This is a genomic window from Phenylobacterium sp. (assembly GCF_019636135.1).
GTDB lineage: Bacteria > Pseudomonadota > Alphaproteobacteria > Caulobacterales > Caulobacteraceae > Phenylobacterium.
This window is the reverse complement of sequence record NZ_JAHBYD010000010.1, coordinates 22,275-40,821: the sequence shown is the minus strand read 5'-3', so window position 1 is coordinate 40,821 and position 18,547 is coordinate 22,275. Positions and strand designations below refer to the sequence as shown.

At 72.4% G+C, this 18,547-nt stretch carries 23 protein-coding genes; 10 read left to right on the top strand and 13 right to left on the bottom strand.

From position 1 onward, the window contains the following. Nucleotides 1-36: 36 nt before the first annotated feature. From ccmC to KF737_RS08885, 5 genes are all read left to right on the top strand, one after another. On the top strand, nucleotides 37-765 hold the full coding sequence (gene ccmC / locus KF737_RS08905) for a heme ABC transporter permease CcmC (protein ID WP_296453248.1): 729 nt from the start codon (nucleotides 37-39) through the stop codon (nucleotides 763-765). A 13-nt stretch (nucleotides 766-778) separates the two neighbouring features. Beyond that, nucleotides 779-916 (top strand): heme exporter protein CcmD, encoded by a 138-nt coding sequence (locus tag KF737_RS08900; protein WP_296453245.1) that lies wholly within the window; start codon nucleotides 779-781, stop codon nucleotides 914-916. Nucleotides 917-994: 78 nt separating this feature from the next. Beyond that, complete coding sequence (locus KF737_RS08895) at nucleotides 995-1,513, top strand: DsbE family thiol:disulfide interchange protein (RefSeq protein ID WP_296453242.1); 519 nt, start codon at nucleotides 995-997, stop codon at nucleotides 1,511-1,513. 61 nt (nucleotides 1,514-1,574) lie between these two features. Further along, on the top strand, nucleotides 1,575-1,832 hold the full coding sequence (locus KF737_RS08890) for a hypothetical protein (protein ID WP_296453235.1): 258 nt from the start codon (nucleotides 1,575-1,577) through the stop codon (nucleotides 1,830-1,832). Nucleotides 1,833-1,941: 109 nt separating this feature from the next. Beyond that, nucleotides 1,942-2,130 (top strand): hypothetical protein, encoded by a 189-nt coding sequence (locus KF737_RS08885; RefSeq protein WP_296453232.1) that lies wholly within the window; start codon nucleotides 1,942-1,944, stop codon nucleotides 2,128-2,130. Nucleotides 2,131-2,132: 2 nt separating this feature from the next. On the opposite strand, the gene KF737_RS08880 is transcribed toward KF737_RS08885, so the two are convergent. Both KF737_RS08880 and ftsY read right to left on the bottom strand, forming a co-directional pair. Next, on the bottom strand, nucleotides 2,133-2,717 hold the full coding sequence (locus tag KF737_RS08880) for a septation protein IspZ (protein ID WP_296453229.1): 585 nt from the start codon (nucleotides 2,715-2,717) through the stop codon (nucleotides 2,133-2,135). Next, nucleotides 2,714-3,658, bottom strand: a complete 945-nt coding sequence (ftsY, locus tag KF737_RS08875) for a signal recognition particle-docking protein FtsY (RefSeq protein ID WP_296453226.1) — start codon at nucleotides 3,656-3,658, stop codon at nucleotides 2,714-2,716. Before ftsY ends, KF737_RS08880 begins: the two co-directional genes overlap by 4 nt. A gap of 59 nt (nucleotides 3,659-3,717) precedes the next feature. On the opposite strand from ftsY, the gene KF737_RS08870 reads away from it, so the two are divergent. Further along, nucleotides 3,718-4,365, top strand: a complete 648-nt coding sequence (locus tag KF737_RS08870; protein WP_296453223.1) for a trimeric intracellular cation channel family protein — start codon at nucleotides 3,718-3,720, stop codon at nucleotides 4,363-4,365. Nucleotides 4,366-4,504: 139 nt separating this feature from the next. On the opposite strand, the gene KF737_RS08865 is transcribed toward KF737_RS08870, so the two are convergent. From KF737_RS08865 to KF737_RS08840, 6 genes are all read right to left on the bottom strand, one after another. Then, complete coding sequence (locus KF737_RS08865) at nucleotides 4,505-4,939, bottom strand: GFA family protein (RefSeq protein ID WP_296453220.1); 435 nt, start codon at nucleotides 4,937-4,939, stop codon at nucleotides 4,505-4,507. Then, nucleotides 4,936-6,237, bottom strand: coding sequence for a tRNA (N(6)-L-threonylcarbamoyladenosine(37)-C(2))-methylthiotransferase MtaB (mtaB, locus tag KF737_RS08860; protein WP_367273222.1), 1,302 nt, complete (start codon nucleotides 6,235-6,237; stop codon nucleotides 4,936-4,938). The genes KF737_RS08865 and mtaB overlap by 4 nt, the downstream gene beginning before the upstream one ends. Nucleotides 6,238-6,253: 16 nt before the next feature. Next, nucleotides 6,254-7,150: a signal peptidase I gene (lepB, locus tag KF737_RS08855; RefSeq protein ID WP_296453218.1), complete on the bottom strand. Its 897-nt coding sequence runs from the start codon at nucleotides 7,148-7,150 to the stop codon at nucleotides 6,254-6,256. Beyond that, on the bottom strand, nucleotides 7,147-7,968 hold the full coding sequence (gene dapF / locus KF737_RS08850; RefSeq protein WP_296453215.1) for a diaminopimelate epimerase: 822 nt from the start codon (nucleotides 7,966-7,968) through the stop codon (nucleotides 7,147-7,149). Before dapF ends, lepB begins: the two co-directional genes overlap by 4 nt. Before the next feature lie 96 nt (nucleotides 7,969-8,064). Next, nucleotides 8,065-8,619 (bottom strand): PadR family transcriptional regulator, encoded by a 555-nt coding sequence (locus KF737_RS08845; RefSeq protein ID WP_296453212.1) that lies wholly within the window; start codon nucleotides 8,617-8,619, stop codon nucleotides 8,065-8,067. A gap of 308 nt (nucleotides 8,620-8,927) precedes the next feature. Next, complete coding sequence (locus KF737_RS08840) at nucleotides 8,928-9,824, bottom strand: hydrogen peroxide-inducible genes activator (protein WP_296453208.1); 897 nt, start codon at nucleotides 9,822-9,824, stop codon at nucleotides 8,928-8,930. Between the two features lie 193 nt (nucleotides 9,825-10,017). On the opposite strand from KF737_RS08840, the gene KF737_RS08835 reads away from it, so the two are divergent. Beyond that, nucleotides 10,018-10,575 (top strand): peroxiredoxin, encoded by a 558-nt coding sequence (locus KF737_RS08835; protein WP_296453206.1) that lies wholly within the window; start codon nucleotides 10,018-10,020, stop codon nucleotides 10,573-10,575. A gap of 94 nt (nucleotides 10,576-10,669) precedes the next feature. Then, nucleotides 10,670-11,206, top strand: a complete 537-nt coding sequence (locus KF737_RS08830; protein WP_296453203.1) for a carboxymuconolactone decarboxylase family protein — start codon at nucleotides 10,670-10,672, stop codon at nucleotides 11,204-11,206. 12 nt (nucleotides 11,207-11,218) lie between these two features. On the opposite strand, the gene KF737_RS08825 is transcribed toward KF737_RS08830, so the two are convergent. Then, complete coding sequence (locus KF737_RS08825) at nucleotides 11,219-12,661, bottom strand: PLP-dependent aminotransferase family protein (RefSeq protein ID WP_296453200.1); 1,443 nt, start codon at nucleotides 12,659-12,661, stop codon at nucleotides 11,219-11,221. A gap of 96 nt (nucleotides 12,662-12,757) precedes the next feature. On the opposite strand from KF737_RS08825, the gene KF737_RS08820 reads away from it, so the two are divergent. Further along, nucleotides 12,758-13,465 carry a pyridoxamine 5'-phosphate oxidase family protein gene (locus tag KF737_RS08820; protein ID WP_296453197.1) on the top strand — a complete coding sequence of 236 codons (708 nt, stop codon included), beginning with the start codon at nucleotides 12,758-12,760 and terminating at the stop codon, nucleotides 13,463-13,465. A gap of 37 nt (nucleotides 13,466-13,502) precedes the next feature. Here the strand turns inward: KF737_RS08820 and KF737_RS08815 are convergent, their stop codons facing one another. From KF737_RS08815 to KF737_RS08800, 4 genes are all read right to left on the bottom strand, one after another. Next, nucleotides 13,503-14,030 (bottom strand): SRPBCC domain-containing protein, encoded by a 528-nt coding sequence (locus KF737_RS08815; RefSeq protein ID WP_296453194.1) that lies wholly within the window; start codon nucleotides 14,028-14,030, stop codon nucleotides 13,503-13,505. Nucleotides 14,031-14,042: 12 nt separating this feature from the next. Then, nucleotides 14,043-14,894 carry a glutamate racemase gene (locus KF737_RS08810; RefSeq protein WP_296453192.1) on the bottom strand — a complete coding sequence of 284 codons (852 nt, stop codon included), beginning with the start codon at nucleotides 14,892-14,894 and terminating at the stop codon, nucleotides 14,043-14,045. Between the two features lie 68 nt (nucleotides 14,895-14,962). After that, nucleotides 14,963-15,355: a nuclease gene (locus tag KF737_RS08805; RefSeq protein WP_296453189.1), complete on the bottom strand. Its 393-nt coding sequence runs from the start codon at nucleotides 15,353-15,355 to the stop codon at nucleotides 14,963-14,965. Nucleotides 15,356-15,458: 103 nt separating this feature from the next. Beyond that, nucleotides 15,459-16,013, bottom strand: coding sequence for a methylated-DNA--[protein]-cysteine S-methyltransferase (locus tag KF737_RS08800; protein ID WP_296453186.1), 555 nt, complete (start codon nucleotides 16,011-16,013; stop codon nucleotides 15,459-15,461). 96 nt (nucleotides 16,014-16,109) lie between these two features. On the opposite strand from KF737_RS08800, the gene KF737_RS08795 reads away from it, so the two are divergent. Next, nucleotides 16,110-18,518: a tetratricopeptide repeat protein gene (locus KF737_RS08795; protein WP_296453182.1), complete on the top strand. Its 2,409-nt coding sequence runs from the start codon at nucleotides 16,110-16,112 to the stop codon at nucleotides 18,516-18,518. The last annotated feature ends 29 nt before the right edge of the window (nucleotides 18,519-18,547 follow it).

The following is an 18,547-nucleotide window of genomic DNA, read 5'->3' as shown; positions in this document are numbered from 1 at the left end:
CTTGCGACGCGGGCGCGCCGGCCCTATGCGAAGGGCATGAGCTGGGCGCCCGCCTTCCTGTCGAATCCCGAGCGCTTCATGGCGTTCTCGCGCTGGGCGGCCCCGCTGCTCGGCGCGGTCGCGCTGGGCCTCGCCGCCTGGGGCCTGACGCTGGGCTTCAATGTCCCCGACGACTACCAGCAGGGCCAGACGGTCCGGATCATGTTCATCCACGTGCCCGCCGCGTGGCTGTGCATGTTCATCTACGTCTGCCTGGCGGGGGCGAGCTTCCTGTCGCTGATCTTCCGCCACGTGCTGGCCGACGCCGCGGCCCAGGCCGCCGCTCCCCTGGGCGCGGCCTTCACCTTCCTGGCGCTGGTCACGGGCTCGCTCTGGGGTCGGCCGATGTGGGGCGCCTACTGGGTCTGGGACGCGCGGCTGACGTCGGTGCTGGTGCTGTTCCTGCTCTACCTCGCCTACATGGCGCTGCGGGCCTCGCTCGACGACGAGGCCAAGGCCGCGCGCGCGGCCGCCATCCTGGCGCTGGTCGGCGCGGTCAACCTGCCCATCGTCCACTTCAGCGTCGAATGGTGGAACACGCTGCACCAGGGCGCGTCGGTGTTCCGCGCCGACGGGCCGACGCTGGCGCCCGTCTTCCTGCACCCGCTGCTGATCATGGCGCTCGCCTACATGGCCGCCTTCGGGTCGCTCTGGCTGGTGCGTATCCGCGGCGAGGTCTGGCGCCGCCGCGCCGAGGCCGCCGCGCTCCGGGCTGCGAGAGCCTGAGAGAAGGGGCCCGATGTTCGACTTCAAGTACGCCGAGTTCATCGTCCCGGCCTTCGCCGTCACGGGGATCGTCTTCGCCGCGATGGCCTGGAGCGCGCTCGCCCACGCCGCCCGCTGGAAAAGGCGCTTCGAGGAACTGGACGGAAAGTGACCCGCCTTCGCCAAGGCTCCGGAGAACAGGCCCTCCATCGGACTTGCCCTTCGAAGCGCCCGAAGGGCGCGAAGTAGGGTGAGCCGCTGGCTGGCCGCCCTGCCGCTCGTGGCGCTCGTGGCGCTGGGCGGGCTCTTCTATGTCTTCGCCCTGAAGCGCGACCCGCAGGTGCAGCCCAAGGCGCTCGTCGGCCGCCAGGTCCCGGACCTGACGCTGCCTGCGCTCGCCGGGGGCCAGCCGGTGCGCATCCCGGCGGCGGCCGCCTCCGAAGGGCCGATCCTGGTCAACTTCTTCGCCTCCTGGTGCGCTCCCTGCGAGATCGAGCACCCGGTGCTGATGGGCCTGAAGGGCCGCGGCGTCCGCGTCGTCGGCATCGCCTACAAGGACGCCCCCACCAACACCCGGGCCTTCCTCACCCGCCTCGGCGATCCGTTCGCGCAGGTCCTGGTCGACCGCGACGGCCGGGCGGGCGTCGATTTCGGCGTCACGGGCGTGCCCGAGACCTACCTGATCGGCCGCGACGGCAAGGTGCTGGACAAGCACACCGGCCCGCTGGACGAGGCCGCCGCCCAGAACCTCGCGAACCGCGCGCGTTAACCCGGCGTTGAGGACGAAGCGGCAGTTTGCGCCTGCGCTCCGTTAACCATGTTGGCGACCCGTGACGACGATCCGCCCCGACCTCCTGCCGCCCGGCGGCCACGGCCCCCAGGCCCAGCCCCAGGACCCGGCCAAGGCCGCCGCTGCGCGCGCCTTCTTCGACGCGGCGCTGCGCCAGGCCGGCGCGCCCACGCAGCCCGCCGCCCCCATGGCCGCGACGTCCACCGCCCAGCCCGCGCTCCGCACGGCGGCGGTCCAACCGGCCGAGGCGCCCCAGAAGATCCTGCGGCCCGGCTCGCTGATCGACATCCGGGTCTAGCCCACCGCCGCGGGTTCCACGGCTAAGCCGCGCAATTAACTACAATTTATCCGGGAACGCCTGTCCATCTTCCGGGTTCTGTAGCCAGATACGGCCAATTGTCAGTGCGATGGGACGGAACGAGCGCATCTACGAGGAGGCTGCCGCCCTGTGGCGCCAGCTCTACGGCGAGCCGCCGCCCGCGGGCGGCGGCGCCGAGCTTCTCGACCTGATCGTGGGCGGCCTGCCGGACCCGTCCTACAGCCGCCTCGCGACCCCGCACCTGCGCCCCGCCAACATCTGCTTCCCGAAGGGCTGAGCCTACTCGGTCGGCGGCGGGGGCATGTCCTCGGCCTTCACGTACTTCATCAGAAGCGGCACCTGCGTCAGCGTGAAGACCAGCGTCAGGATCATCAGGCCGGGGAAGCGAAAGAGCACCCAGGTCGCGTCGGATTGCGTGCGCCAGACCGCCTCGTTCAGCGCCGCGAGCGCGAAGAACATCAGCCCGTAGCGGACCGTCAGCGTCCGCCACACGTCGTTGGGCATCTCGAACGCGTCGGCCAGCACCAGCTTCAGCGGGTTCTTGCCCAGCAGGAGGCCGCCGAACAGGGCGGCGCCGAAGAGGCCGTTCATGACCGTCGGCTTGATCTTCAGCACCCGCGGGTCGTGGAACAGCAGCGACAGGCCGCCGAACAGCAGCGCCGCGCCGCCGGCGATGGCCGGGAACGGCGCGATCCGCCGCTCGACCGCCAGGCCCACCGCCAGCGCGAGCGCCGAGCCGGCCACCAGCGCCCAGGTCGCCTTCTGCAGGTCGCGGCCGGTCGCGAAGAAGGCCACGAGGAACACCGCCAGCGCCGAATAGTCGACGAACCAGCGCACCCAGTGCCGCTTGCTGGCATCGCTCATCGCACCGGCTCCGAAAGGCCCACCAGGCCGCGGGCGAACGCGCGCGCATCGAAGGGCTGCAGGTCGTCCACGCCCTCGCCCACGCCGATCAGCTTGATGGGGCTGTCCGACGCCTGGGCCACGGGCACCAGCACGCCGCCGCGCGCCGTGCCGTCCAGCTTGGTCATCACGATGCCCGAGACGCCGATCTGGTTGCCGAAGATGTTCTCCTGGGCCAGCGCGTTGCGGCCCACCGTGGCGTCCAGCACCAGCAGCGTTTCGTGCGGCGCGTCAGGGTCGACCTTCTTCACCACGCGGATGATCTTCAGAAGCTCGTCCATCAGGCCCTGCTTGTTCTGCAACCGGCCGGCGGTATCGACGAGCACCACGTCGTAACCCTCGTCCCTGGCCTTCTGCACGGCGTCGAACGCGAGGCCGGCCGCATCCGATCCCGTCGGGCGGCCCAGGAAGTCGGCCCCGGCCCGCTCGGCCCAAACCTTGAGCTGCTCCACCGCCGCCGCGCGGAAGGTGTCACCCGCCACCACCAGCACCTTGGCGCCGCGCCGGCGCAGGTCGGTGGCGACCTTGCCCAGGGTGGTGGTCTTGCCCGAGCCGTTCACGCCGATGAACAGCACGACATACGGCCGCGGCCCCGAGAGCGGGTCGAACGACCCCTCGCGGCTCGACAGCTCCTCGCCGATCGCCTTGCCCAGCGCCTCGCGGATCTCGGCCTCGTCGACGTCCTTGCCGAACTTCTCGGCGGCGAAGCGCTCGGTGATGCGCGCGGCCGAATGCGGGCCGAGGTCGGCCTCGATCAGCATCTCCTCCAGCTCGTCGAGCTTGGCCTGGGTGAGCGGCTCCTTGGCGACGAACACCTGGGCGATCTGCTCGCCCATCTGCTTCGACGACTTGGTCAGCCCTTCGGTAAGTCGCGCGAACCAGCCGCGTTTGGGTTCAGACATGGGCGCGCCTTCTAGCGGGCGACTTGCCCCGCGTCACGCGCCACCGCATCAAGGGACGAATGGACGCGCTTTCCACGACCCTGATGGTGCTCGACTACGCCGCCGTCGCCGTGTTCGGCGCGACCGGCGCGCTGGCGGCCGCGCGGCGCAAGCACGACATCATCACCTTCGGCTTCTTCGCCGCCGTCACCGGCGTGGGCGGCGGCACCCTGCGCGACCTCCTGATCGGCGCGCCGGTCTTCTGGGTGGCCAAGCCGCAGTACGTGGCCGTGTGCGTGGCCGCGGCCGCCGCGATCTGGGTGTTCGGCTGGGGCCGGCGCGGGGAGCGGATGCTGAACTGGCTGGATGCGCTGGGCATGGCCGCCTACTGCGTCGTGGGCGCGCTGAAGTCGCTGTCCATGGGCGTGCCGCCGCTCTCGGCCATCGTGATGGGCGTGCTGACCGCGGCCTTCGGCGGCATCATCCGCGACGTCCTGGCCGAGGAGCCGTCGATCCTCTTGAAGCGCGAACTCTACATCACTCCGGCCCTGCTGGGCGCGGGCGCCTTCGTGGGCCTGGACGCCATGGGCGTGGCCGCCACCGTCGCCGGCGTCGTGGGCTTCCTCTGCGCCTTCGCGCTGCGCGCCGGCGCCATGCTGTTCGGCTGGCGGATGCCGGGCTTCCCGGGACGGACGCCACCCGATGCGCCCCCTCCTGAACGTCCCTGAACGCCCCTGAACGTCATGGCCCGGCTTGTCCGGGCCACCCACTGGGCTGTGAGCTTACGACGATGCGCGGCGTCGCCGCCCAAGACTCCGGCCGGCTCACAGCCCAATGGGTCCCCCGGACAAGCCGGGGGATGACGAGCTAGGAAGGATGGTCCTGGTTCGACTTCACGTTAGCGAAGGTCTCGGACGGGCTCTGGCCGGTCTTCGGGTTGGTCCAGTGCGGCAGGTCGCCCAGGTGGTCCACGTACGAGAGCTTCTCAGGCCACACCAGTTGGGTGGCGGGCGGCGCAAGCTCCGGGTCGTCCAGCGCACCGATCGAGACGCCGCGGTTCTCGCCCATCTCGAAGCTGAGCGGCGTGCCGCAGGCCGCGCAGAAGCCGCGCTTCACCGCCGCCGAGCTCGCGAAATACTGCGGCGGCCCCTTCGTCCAGGCGAATTCGAACACGTCGACGTAGGGCCCGAAGAACCCGCCCGTCGCCTTCTGGCACATCCGGCAGTGGCAGATGCTGGCGCGGCCCAGCCGCCCCGCCTCGAACCGCACCGCGCCGCATTGGCATCCGCCCGCGAAACTCATGCCGCCTCCATCGCCAGGGTCTCGGCCAGCACGCGCCGGCCGTCGTGTCCGATCACGCGCAGGCGGACCACCTCGCCCACCGGCGCCTCGCCCGTGAACGCGATCTCGGTGAAGTCCTCGGCCCGCGCCACGCCCGGCCGCTCCACCAGGCCCGACAGCACGCGGCCCGCCTGCCGGCCCAGATGCCGCGCCAGCGCCGCCTCGCCCGCTGTGCGCAGGGCGGCAGCCCGGGCCTTCACCACGTCGCGCTTCACCGGCGGGATGCGCGCCGCGGGCGTGCCGGGCCGTGGGCTGAACGGGAAGACGTGCAGGAAGGCGAGATCGGCCTCCTCGACCAGCTTCAGCGTGTTGGCGAACATCTCGTCGGTCTCGGTCGGGAAGCCTGCGATCAGGTCGGCGCCGAACGCCGTATCGGGCCTGACCGCGCGCACCTCGCGCACCAGCTTCAGCGCGTCGGCGCGGCTGTGCCGCCGCTTCATCCGCTTCAGGATCATGTCGTCGCCTGCCTGCAGCGACAGGTGCAGGTAGGGCATCAGCCGCGGCTCCTCGGCCAGGCAGCGCATCAGGTCGGGGTCGATCTCGGCGGCGTCGATCGACGACAGGCGCAGCCGCGGCAACTCGGGGACCAGCTTCAGGATGCGCGCCACGAGCTGGCCCAGCGTCGGCCGGCCCGGCAGGTCGGCGCCCCAGCTCGTGACGTCCACGCCGGTCAGCACCACTTCGCGGTAGCCCTGGGCCGTCAGCTTGCGCACCTGCTCGACCACCTCGCCGGCCGGCGCCGAGCGCGAGTTCCCGCGGCCGTAGGGGATGATGCAGAAGGTGCAGCGGTGGTCGCAGCCGTTCTGCACCTCGACATAGGCCCGCGCCCGGTCCTTCAGCCCGTCGATCAGGTGGCCGGCGGTCTCGCGCACGCTCATGATGTCGTTGACGCGGACCTTCATCGGCTCGGCTTGCGGGGCATAGGCGCCCGCCGCGCTCTTCTCCGCGTTGCCCAGGACCAGGTCCACCTCGGGCATGGCGCCGAAGGCGGCGGGGTCGATCTGCGCGGCGCAGCCCGTGACGATCAGCTTCGCGCCCGGCCGCTCGCGCCGCGCCTTGCGGATCGCCTGGCGCGCCTGGCGCACGGCCTCGCCCGTCACCGCGCAGGTGTTGAAGACCACGGCGTCGGTCAGCCCGTCCTCGGCGGCGCGCTTCCTGATGACCTCGCTCTCGTAGGCGTTCAGGCGGCAGCCGAAGGTGACGATGCGCACGTCGGCGTCGGCGGCGTCTTCGCGGATGTCCGCCGCGCCGGGCTCCAGGCCTGGGCGCCCGCGCTCAGGGTCGTTGGCCGACACGGGTTCCGTCCTTGCTCGACAGCAGCTTCAGGCCCACCGCACAGATGTCGCGCGCCGCCACCGGCCCGTGGACGCGGGAGTCGGCGGCGTTGTCGCGGTTGTCGCCCAGGACATACCACGCCCCCGCCGGGACCGTGACCTCGCGCAGCGTGTCGAGCGCGCCGTCCGGGCCGAAGTCGATGGTGCGGTAGCGCGCGCCGTCGGCCAGCGTCTCCTCGACGATCTCGACCGGCAGCGGCGTCTCCATGACCCGCGTCGCGCCCACGACCTTCCGCTCGACGGGCTTGCCGTCGATGAAGAGCTGGCCGGACGCCATCATCACGCGCTGGCCCGGCCCCGCCACCACGCGCATCAGATAGTGGGCCGCGCCCGCGCGGTAGAGCACGACGTCGCCGGGCTTCGGGTCGGCCTTGCAGGTGTTGCGCGCGCCCTCGACCGCCAGCACGTCGCCGGGCTGGAGCGTGGGCTGCATGGCCTCCGACGAGATCGCGTAGGCCGGGTTGGGCCAGTAGGCGTTGAACGCCAGGTTCACCGCGAAGGCCGCCGCCCAGGGCGCCATGTAGAGCAGGCCGTGCGGCAGTTGCGGCCCCGTCCGCCCCGGCGCGCGGCGGGCCAGCAGCGCGGCATGCAGCCCCAGGATCGCGAGCACCGCGAGGCTGGCCCAGATCGCCGGCCCCATCCCCGCGGCGTAGAAGCCGGGCGGGTACTCCAGCGTCGCCACCATCACCAGGATGGGCACGGTGACGATGACCAGCAGCGTGACGGCCACGGCCATCCAGGCGCCCACGTAGGCATAGCCCGCCGGCGGGAACAGCAGGTTGAGCAGCAGCGCCACCCACCAGGCCCGCGGCCGCGGCGCCTGCGCCGGATCGCTCATGGCAGCTCGCCCGCGAAGTCGACGGCGGCCGGGCCGGTCATGATCACGTGGCCGTCGGCGCGCCATTCGACGAAGAGTTCGCCGCCGTCCAGCTCCATCGTCGCGTGCCGGCCGGTGAGGCCCCGCCGCGCCGCGGCCACCAGCGCCGCGCAGGCGCCGGTGCCGCAGGCCTTCGTCAGCCCCGCGCCGCGCTCCCAGACCCTGAGGCGGATGCGGTCGGGCGCCCTGATCTCGGCGAAGCCCACGTTGACGTGCTCGGGGAACAGCGGGTGCGCCTCGACCACCGGCCCGGCCTCGGCGACCGGCGCCTGCGCGACCTCCGGCACGAAGAACACCACGTGCGGGTTGCCCATGGAGACGCATCCGGGCGGCGCCATCAGGTCGGCGTGCGGGTAGAGCGGGACCGGCAGCGCCGCGGTGTCGTGTTCCTCGGCCAGCGGGATCTCGCGCCAGTCCAGCCGCGGCTCGCCCATGTCGACGCTGACCAGCCGCTCGCCGGCGCGGGTGGCGACGAGGCGGCCGGCCGCCGTCTCCATCACCGCCTCGTCCTTGCCGGTCGACTGCATGAGCAGCCAGCCGACGCAGCGGGTCCCGTTCCCGCAGGCGCCCACCGCCTCGCCGTCGGCGTTCCAGAAGCGCACGCGCGCGTCGGCGCCCTCGGCCCGGTCGATGGCGATCAACTGGTCGCAGCCGACGCCTGTCTCGCGGTCGGCGATGGCGCGCACCTCGTCGGCCGTCGGCTCGAACGGGGCGCTGCGGGTCTCGACCACGACGAAGTCGTTGCCGAGCCCGTTCATCTTCAGGAACGGACGGCTCATGGCGGCCGGCTATATAGGCGAAAGCCACCCGCGCGCAAAAAGAGGGCCCCGCTCGCGCGGAGGCCCAGGCAGGAAGCGGATCGGGGGAGGATCTGCCTAAGAGCGTTCGATCGCCGCGGCGGTGTCGTCGATCATCGAGACGATCCGGTCGAGCTCGTCTTCCGAGCAGCCCCGGGCCATCCGGTTCTTGAGCGCCATGCCGAGGTTCATCATGGCCCGGCCCACGCGGGGGCGGCCGGGGCCCGACGCGCGGCCGGCCTCGTCCATGCGGGCGAAGAGCGCCTCGACGGTGGCTTTGTGGTTCTCCAGTTCGGCGCGGCCGGCGTCGGTGATCTCGAACTGCTTGCGGCCGCCGTCGCCCGCCGTCTGGCGGATCATGCCCTCGTCCTCGAGCATGGCGAGCGTGGGATAGACCACGCCCGGCGAGGGGCGGTAGGCGCCGCCGGTGCGGTCCTCCAGCTCCTTGATCAGCTCGTAGCCGTGGCGCGACCGCTCGGCGAGCAGGGCCAGGACCACGTAGCGCAGGTCGCCGTGCTCGAAGAACCGGCCGAAGCGGCGGCCGTGGCGCTCGCCGCGCTCATGGCGCCCGCCGTGGCCGCCCCAGCCGTGACGGCCGCGATGAAGTCTGTGTTCGTGGAAGTGTCTGTGCATGTGATTTAGACCTAGTTTCGATATGTCTGAAGTTCAGATACATCGAAACCGTTCCGGCCCGCAAGCGCTTTTTCGATACAGTCGAAATCCTGCCTCTCCCGCGAGCGGGAGAGGGGGACCGCTCGCCAAGGCCGTAGGCCGAAGAGCGGGCGGTGGAGAGGGAAAGCCTCACGCTCGGCGTGCCCCCCACAACCCGGTCGAACCGCTCTGCAGCCGCTTGCCCTTTCCACCCCCCCGCTCTACGGCCGGCTGGCGCCGACCTCGGCGTGCGGTCCCCCTTTTCCCGCAAGCGGGAAAGGAGGGCCGCCCTACGCCTCCTTCAGCACCTCGGCGAGCAGGCGGCCTTCGGCGCGGCGGTTGGAGCCGGCGCGCCAGGCGACGACGATCTCGCGGGCGGCGTGATCGGCGGCCAGCGGCTTCACCGCGACGTGGGCGGCGTCGGCGAGGCCGGCGCTCACGGCCATCTGCGGCAGGAAGGTCACGCCCAGGCCCGAGCCCACCATCTGCACCAGGGTCGGCAGCGAGGTGGCCGCGAACGGCTCCTCGCCGATCCCCGCGCGCGGCGGGTTGAGCTTGCAGGCCGACAGCGCGTGCTCGCGCAGGCAGTGGCCGTCCTCGAGCAGGATCAGGTTCTCCCGCTCCATCGCCTCCGGGCTGGCGGTGGCCTCGCGCGCCAGCGGATGGTCGGCGGGAACGGCGGCCAGCAGCTCGTCGTCGCTGACGTGGGCCCATTCCAGCCCGGCGGTGTCGAACGGCAGGGCGATGAGCGCCGCGTCCAGGCGGCCCGCCTTCAACTGCGCGATCAGGCGCTGGGTCAGGTCCTCGCGCAGGAAGAGCCGCAGCTTGGGGAAGCGCTGGCGCAGCAGCGGCAGCACGCCGGGCAGCAGGAACGGCGCGATCGTCGGGATCACGCCCAGGCGGAAGCGGCCGGTGAGCGGCTGGCCGGCGTTCTTCGCCGCCTCCACCAGTTCCTCGGCCTCGTTGAGGATGACGGTGGCGCGCCTGAGCGCTTCCTCGCCCACCGGCGTCAGGATCACGCCGGTCCGCGCCCGGTCGACCACCGGCGCGCCCAGCGTGCGCTCCAGCTCCTGGATGCCGGCCGACAGCGTCGGCTGGGTGACGTGCGCGGCTTCGGCCGCCTTTCCGAACGCGCCGTGCTCGGCGAGCAGCTTCAGGTACTGGAGTTGGCGGATGGTGGGCAGCATGCCTTGAAAACCCGTGGTCCCGGCCGACAGGGCGCCCGGACCTGATCCGGGGCGCGGCGGCCGAACGGGATCATAGACCCGCCCTATCTCAATCTCAAAAACAATCGATTGGCGCTCTGGGGCGCAACCCCCTATCTCACCGGCAGCGGCGCTGCCTCCCCGCACGCCGCCAATCATTTCAAGGAGTTGTCACTTGCTGAGCGTTGGCCAGACCCTTCCCGACTTCAAGATCGTCGGCGTGAAGCCGAAGTTCATGCGCCACGAAGAGAAGGGCGAGAGCGCCTTCGAGACGCTGACCAAGGAGAGCTTCCCGGGCCAGTGGAAGGTCATCTTCTTCTACCCGAAGGACTTCACCTTCGTCTGCCCGACCGAGATCGCCGAGTTCGCTCGCCTGAACCGCGAATTCGCCGACCGTGACGCCGTCGTCCTGGGCGGTTCGACCGACAACGAGCATTCCAAGCTCGGCTGGCGCCGCGAGCACCCGGACCTGAACGAGCTGGCGATCTGGAACTTCGCCGACAACGGCGGCCGGTTTGCCCGCGACCTGGGCGTGCTGAACGTGGAAGAAGGCGTCGCCCAGCGCGCCACCTTCATCGTCGATCCCGACAACGTGGTGCAGCACGTCTACGTCACCAACCTGAACGTGGGGCGCAACCCGCAGGACACGCTGCGCGTCCTGGACGCGCTCCAGACCGACGAGCTCTGCCCGTGCAACCGCTCGGTTGGCGGCGAGACCCTGAAGGCGGCGTAACACACCCGCCGCCTCAGCGACTGTCCGGGGGTGCTCCTTTCCCCCTCGAGCGCCCCCGGATCTTTCATTTTCCCGAATGCCTGGAGACGACGAGATGTCGCTCGACACCCTGCGCGACGCGCTGCCCGCCTACGCCAAGGACATCAGCCTGAACCTCGGCAGCCTCGCCTCCGAGACCGTGCTTTCCGACCAGCAGAAGTGGGGCGCCTTCGTCGCGTCCGCCCATGCGGTAGGCGAACCTTCCGTGATCCGGGCCATCGAGGCCGCCGCCGACGCGGCCGGCCTGTCGCCCGAGGCCAAGACCGCCGCCAAGTCCGCCGCGGCGATCATGGGCATGAACAACGTCTACTACCGCTCGCTGCACCTGCTCTCGAACGGCGAATACAAGACCCTTCCGGCCCGCCTGCGCATGAACGTGCTGGCGAACCCGGGCGTCGACAAGGCCGACTTCGAGCTGTGGTCGACGGCGGTCTCGGCCGTGAACGGCTGCGGCATGTGCCTCGACGCCCACGAGGCCGAGCTGAAGAAGCACGGCGTCCCGGCCCAGCAGATCCAGGCGGCGCTCCGCATCGCCGCCGTGGTCAACGCCGCCAGCCGCATCGTCGCGGCCGAGACCGCCCTGGCGGCTTGAGGACTTGGCGGCCTAGCCCTCCAGCACGGCGGCGAGCTTCGCCACGCCGCCGGCCATCGCCTGGACCGGAAATCCCGTGAAGCCGAGGAGCAGGCCGCGCCTCGGCGTTTCGTCGTGGAAGAGGGGGCTGATGGCGCGGGCCGTCACGCCGCGGGTCGCGGCCCTGGCCTCGACCTCCACGTCCGGGCGGCCGTCCCTCAGGTAGGCGATCAGGTGCATGCCCTGGTCGGGCGTGTCGACGTCCAGGATGTGGCCGAGCCTGCGGTTCAGCGTCTCGGCGAGCGCGTCGCGCTGGGCCTTGTAGGCGAGGCGGCGGCGGCGGATGTGGGCCGCGAAATGGCCGCTTTCCATGAAGTCGAGCACGATCGCCTGGGTGAGCGTCGGCGGCTGGCGGTCGGTGAGGCGGCGCAGGGCCGAGAGCTTCCCGACCAGCTCGCGCGGCGCCACCACATAACCCAGGCGGATGCCCGGGAAGAGCGACTTGTTGAACGTGCCGACGTAGACGACGCGCTCGCCGCCATCGAGGCCCTGTAGCGCCGGCAGGGGCGCGCCCGCGTAGCGGAACTCGGCGGCATAGTCATCCTCGACGATCCAGGCCTTCGCCTCGCGCGCCCAGGCGACCAGCTCCAGCCGGCGCGCCATCGACATCGCCACGCCGAACGGGAACTGGTGCGAGGGCGTGACGAACGCCGCCCGGGCGCGCGGCGCCTTGGCGACGCCCGCCTGCACGATCAGGCCGTGGCGGTCGACCGGCACGGCCACGCCCTTCGCGCCTGCGGTCCGGGCCGCGTGCCAGGTGGGCTGGTAGCCGGGGTCCTCCAGCCAGACCTCGTCGCCCGGCGCCAGCAGCGCGCGCAGCGACAGGTCGGTGGCCTGCTGCGCGCCCGAGGTGATCAGGATCTGGTCGGGCGTGCAGACCACGCCACGGGCGGCGCGCAGGTAGTCGGCGACGGCGGCGCGCAGCTTCAGGTCGCCCGCCGGCTCGGCATAGCCGAAGTGGATCGGGTCCAGCACCCGCAGCGCGCGCCGCGTCGATTTCGACCATTCGTCCAGGGCGCGGGCGTCCATCAAGGTGCGGCCGTTGGAGAAGGCCTGCGACGCCATCGCCAGCGGCGCGAAGCCCATGGCCGCCTGCGCGGCCTCGCCCGCCGCCGGCCCTTCATCAGCGGCCCGCGCCGGCTTCAGGTCGACCACGCCCGAGAGGTCGCCCGACACGTAGGTGCCCGACCCCCGGCGGCCCTCGGCGTAGCCCTCCGCCAGCAACCGGTCGTAGGCCGCGACCACGGAGGCGCGCGCGACGCCCAGGCGCCGGGCCAGGTCGCGGCTGGAGGGCAGGCGGCCGCCCGGCTTCAGCGCGCCCTCGTGGATCGCCTCGCGGACCTGGTCGTAGACCTGGCGGATCACCGGCCCGCCGGCCTCGGGCGCGCGCCACGGGTAGATGTCGGCCCAGCTCATCCGGACGCTCGCGATTGGTCTGTCGGAGGCGTCGAAATTGGACCTGTCCGGCAGACCACACAAGGCGTAGCCCGCGGCCAGGAAGGAAGCGCCGCCATGAACGCCTTTGTCCCCACCGAGCGCTCGCGGGTGCGGCGCAGGCCGCAGCGGGCGGCCTACGACGAGGCCACCGTCTACGGGATCCTCGACGCCGGGGTGATGGCGCACGTCGGCTACGCGATCGACGGCCAGCCCTACGTCACGCCCACCGCCTACTGGCGCGAGGGCCGCAAGCTCTACTGGCACGGCTCGGCGATGAACCGGATGCTGGGCGTGGTGGGCGAAGGCGTGCCGGTCTGCGTCACCGTCAGCTTCCTCGACGGCTTCATCGTCGGGCGCTCGGGCATGGTGCATTCGCTGAACTACCGCTCGGTGATGGCCTTCGGCCGCGCGAGGCTGGTGGAGGGGATCGAGGCGCGGCGGGACGCCCTGAACAACTTCATCGACCGCCTCTACGCGGGCCGGCCGGTGAAGCTGCGGCCGGCCACCGACGAGGAGGTGGCCGCCACCGCCATGGTCGAGATGGAGATCGAGGAGGCCTCGGCGAAGGTGCGCCGCACCGGCGTCGCCGACTTGCCCGCCGACCACGGCTGGACCGCCTGGTCCGGCGTCTTCCCGGTGGAGACCCGCATCGGCGCGCCGCTGCCCGAGCCCGGCATGGGCGCCTGCGGGCCGCCCACGCCCGACCTCGCGCCCTATGCGGAAGGCGTGCGGCTGGACGAGGCGCTGTCGGCGGCCGCGCGCGCGTCTTCGCCTACATCCTGAACGTCATGGCCCGGACAAGCCGGGGATGACGGCAGGTTCAGGGCTTGCCGGTCTCGACGTAGCGCTTGAGGCGGGCCCAGCCGCCGGTCAGCACGCCGTCGACGCCGGGCGCGGCCTTCAGGACGTAGTCCCGCGCGCCGCCCACGTTGTAGGTGACGGTCATCTCGGTTCCGCCGTCCTTGGGCTTCAACTGGAAGAACAGCGCCGCCGACACGCCCTCGTCCTGCAGCGGCCCCAGGGCGGCATGCGCCCGGATCAGGCCCTTCTCGCGCCAGGCCAGCACGACCGTCCCGTGCTGCACGCCGCCGCCGCCGGGGATCGTCTCGCACCAGCAGCCGCCGGCCTTCAGCGGGAAGACGATGTTCTTCGCGTCGCCGGAATAGCTGTGCTCGCTGTCCCACCACTGGCCGAGCTCGCCGATGGCGTCGAACACCCTCTCGGGCGGCGCCTCGATCTGGACGACCGACCGCAGGCGGAACCCGTTGGCGTTGGTGTCGACCACCTCGGCCTGCGCCGCGCCCGCGAGCGACAGGGCGACGAGCGCCCCCGCGATCCAAGCTCTCATGCCCTTGCCTCCTCAGGCCGGCTCGAAGCTTAGCGGCGCCCCCCAGAAGGTCTCAACCAGGCTGTTCTGGGCGCGCGGCTCGCCGGTGGTCAGGAAGCGACGAACGGCGCCGGTTCCGGTCTGGAATTCGGGGTGGCGCTCGAAGTAGCGGGCCAGCGCATCGGCCGTGGCGTCGGGCTGGCGGATCAGCAGCGTGCCGGGCGGGAGCGCGGCCTGGAAGAGGTCGGCCACGATCTCGTAGTGGGTGCAGCCGAGGATGGCCCGGTCCGGCGCCCGGCCGATGCGGGTTGCGAGCGCCTTCACGTGGCCCTCGACGACCCTGGCCAACTCGTCGCGCGGCGCGTTCTCCTCGATCATCCGCGCCAGTTCCGGGCAGGGCTCGGAGAAGACGGCGACGTCCTGCCGGCGCTTGTCGATCTCGATCTCGTAGACGCGGCTCCTGGTGGTCGCCGGCGTCGAGAAGACGCCCAGGATCTCCAGCTTCTCGGCCTTCTCCTCGCGCCACTGCGCCTCGTGCTCCCAGGGCAGGCCGGTGGCCGCCTCGATAGTCGGCACGACGATCCCCAGCACGTTGATCGGCCGGCCCAACTCGCGCCGATAGCCGGGCAACCAGGTCTGCTGCAGGCGGCGCAGCGCCACGCTGGCGGCCGTGTTGCAGGCCAGCACGACCAGGTCGCAGCCCTCGTCGAACAGCCGCTTCGCCCCGGCCTTCGTCAGCTCGACGATCTCCTCGCCCGAGCGGCCGCCGTAGGGCGCGTTCGCCTGGTCGGCCAGGTAGACGAAGTCGGCGTCCGGGAACCGCTCCACCAGCCGGTGGTGAACGGTCAGCCCGCCGACGCCGGAATCGAACACGCCGATGCTCATGCGCCGGTGTTAGCGAGGGTCGCGGGGGCTGTCGACGCCGGGGACGGCGGCGGCTCCCCGGCCGTTGCTCAGCGCCAGGCCAGGCCGGCCTTGACGACGTCGGCGGCCTGCGAGAGGCGGCCGACCGAGCCGCGGTCGCCGACGCATTGCGCGACCAGGCCGGCCTGGTCGCGGCCGGTGACGCGGCAGGTGACGTCCTGGCCGAAGCTGGCGGCCATCAGCGCGCCGCGCGAGGCGGGCGCGGTCGAGACCTTCATCGGCGCGTCGGCAAGGCGCACCGGGACCCAGGACGACGGATCGGCGCCCAGCGCCACGCACAGGCTCTCGCCGTCGAGCACTTCGAGGACCGGGCCGCGGAACTCCGCGGCGTCGGCCGGCGGTTCGCCGCCGCAGGTCGCCGCCCGGGCGGTCCCGCCGAGGGCGAGGGCCAGAAGGGTCGCGGTCGTGAAGGCTCGCAGCATCATCTTGGGTCTCAACGCGGGCGTCGGCCGTTCGTTCGCAACTCTCGGGCCATCCCGGACAGTTGCATTGACGGCGCGCAACGCGCCGACCCCTAGGTGAGGGTCACGAGGCGAACAGGTCCGCCTGCGCCGCGGCCCCATGCCTGGCGGCCGGGGCGCCCTCGATGCCCAGCAGCTTCAGCTTCGTGTTCACGCCGCCGCGGGCCGAGAAACCGCCGGGCTTGCCGCCGGCCGCCGTGACGCGGTGGCAGGGCACCACGATGGGCCAGGGGTTCCTGCCCAGCGCCTGGCCGACGTCGCGCGCCAGCAGCCTGTCGCCCAGCTTCACCGCGATCTCGCCGTAGGTCAGGGTCTCGCCGGGCGGGATGGCGCGGGCGATCGCGTAGACGCGGGCGTGGAACTCCGGCGTCTGCGACAGGTCGAGCGGCGCGGCGGACAGGTCGGCCTTCTCACCGCGCAGCAGCGCCCGGACGCCCTCGACGGTCGGCGCCAGGAGCACCGGGATCTCCGCCTCCGTCGCCTCGGGGAACCGGCGCAGGAAACTGCGCCGCGCGGGCTCGGCATCGCGCTCGGGCAGGTGGCAGGCGACGAGGCCCGCCGCGTTCCAGGCGATGCCGGCGATGCCGATGGCGGTCTCGAAGAAGGCGTACTGGGTCATGGCCGGAAGATAGGCCCGTTCGCCGAAAGCCGCTGGCGGCTTTCGGACATGGATGGAGCACTATGCGGCGACGCCCGCGGCTGTGTAATGGGGGCCATGCCCGCCGCCGTCGATCCGCTCGAGCTCGCGTCCGCCCTTCACGTCGACGGTCAGCTCGACAGGGCCGAGACCCTCTACCGGCAGGTCCTCGCCGAGCGCCCGCGCGAGCTCGTCGCGCGCAGCAACCTGATCGCCCTCCTGCGCGACCGCCAGCGGTGGGACGAGGCCGAGACGCTGATGCGCGAGTCCGTCGCGCTCTTCCCCGACGACGCGGGCCTGGCCATGCGGCTGGCGAGCCACGTGCTGGCCGCCGGACGCTACGAAGAGGGCTGGGCGCTCTACGAGGCGCGGCGGCGCGGGCCGGTCGATCCGCCGACCCTGCCGTTTCCCGAGTGGGACGGCGGGCCGGTCGGGACCTTGCTGGTCTGGCCCGAGCGCAACCCCGCCGACATCCTGCAGTTCGCGCGGTTCCTGCCCGAGCTGCAGCGTCGCGGCGTCGAGCCCACGCTGCTCTGTCCGCCGCCGCTCGCCGACCTGCTCGAAGGCGCCGGCCTGCGCGTCGTCGCCGCCGCGCCCGGCGCCGCCCTGCCGAAGCAGGAGGCCTGGCGGCTCATCGGCAGCCTGCCGCTCAGCCTCGACGCGCGGCTGGAGACCCTTCCGCCGCCGCTGCGGCTGGCCCTGCCGACCGCCGCCGGCGGTGGGGTCGGGATCGCCGTCACGGCGGAGGCCGCCCTTGCCGACGCGAGCCGCGCGCTCGCGCCCGATCTCGTCGCCGAGTTCATGGGCCACCCCGGCGCGGTCAGCCTGGAGCCGCGCCACACGGGCGCCCGGTCGCTGAAGGACCTCGCGCTGTCGATGGCCGACCTGGACCACGTGGTCGCGGTCGACGGTGTGACCGCCCACATCGCCGCCGCGCTGGGGAAGCCCGTCTCGATCCTCGTTCCGCGGCTCAACGCCGACTGGCGCTGGCTTCGGGGCCGGGCGGACTCGCCCTGGTATCCCACCGCGCGGCTCTACCGGCAGTCCCAGGCAGGCTGGCGCGCCGTCGTGGACGACCTGCGCCGCGACCTCGCCCCGCTGCTCGCCCGCCCCACGCCGCGGCGCGCCGCGCCGGCCGAGGTCTCCCCCGCGCAGGCCGCGGAGGCCGACCGCCGGCGGCGGTCCATCGCGGCGGGCCTGACCGACCGCGAACGCTGGTCGGCGCCCCTCGACGGCAAGCCCGGCTGGGACGAGCGCGCGCGCCTCGCCGCCACGCTGGTCCCGCCCGGCGCGCGCGTCCTCGACCTCGGCTGCGGCGCGATGGCGCTGGAGCGGTTCCTGCCCGAGGGCTGCGCCTATATCCCCTGCGACCTGGTGGCCCGCGACGCGCGGACCCTCGTCGCGGACTTCAACGCCGGCCAGTTCCCCGCCGACACGCCCTGCGACATGGTCACCGCGCTGGGGGTGGCCGAGTACCTCTACGACGCGCCCGCCTTCTTCGCGCGCCTGCGGGCGCTGAACCGCCCGGCGATGGTCAGCTACAACGTTGCGGCCGGCGGCGGACCGGCCGATCGCCGCGCCCTGGGCTGGGTCAACGACTACACCGAGGCGCAGGTCGTCGCGCTGGCCAGGGCGGCGGGGTTCGGGCGCGTCTCCGCCCATCCGGTCTCGCCCGGCCAGCGGCTCTTTCGGCTCGACCCGCAGGCCGCCGCCCCGGCGGAGCGGTCGGTGTGGCTGGTGTCGTTCAGCAACGTCGGCAACTTCGGCGACCGGCTGGGCGCGCAGGTGCTGGCCGGCGTCCTGCCGCCCAACGCGCGCCTGCGCCACGTCCACCACGAGCCCTGGGAGCTGCCCACGGACGAGCAGCCCGACCTGCTGATCGTCGGGGCGGGCGGCAGCCTGTTCCAGCGGGTGCTGACGCCGCAGCTCGTGGACCTGGCCGAACGCTCGGCGCAGGTCGTCGGCGTCTTCGGCACGCAGTACCGCCACGGCATCGACGGCGCGCTCATGGGCCGCCTGCTGGACCGCCTCGACGTCTGGTGGGCGCGCTACGAGGCCGACGCCTACCTCTATGGCCGCGACCGGTCGAACGTGCGCCACCTGGGCGACCTGATGATCGACGCCTTCCCGATGGCGCGCTGGTCGCGCGACGAGACTCTGGAAGTGGGCGCCGAGGTCGGCGAGGACCAGCCGCTGGACCGGCTGATCGCACGCTACCAATCCGCGCGCCGCGTCGTGTCGCCCCGCCTGCACCCGCTGATGTGCGCGCTCACCGCGGCCGAGGAGGTCGCCTACCTGGAACAGCGCCGCGGCGGCGGGGACCGGGTCTCGGGCAAGTTCGAGGCGATGCTGCTCGACGTCTTCGGCGCGCGGCGGCCCGAAGGCCGGCTCTGGAGCGTCGATCGCAACGCGGTGGCCGCCTACAAGGCGAAGGTCCGCCGCAACCTCGATGCGATGCGCGCCGAGCTCGCCGCCCGGCTGGCCTGACCCGCGCTTCCTTGACCTGACGGCCCCTT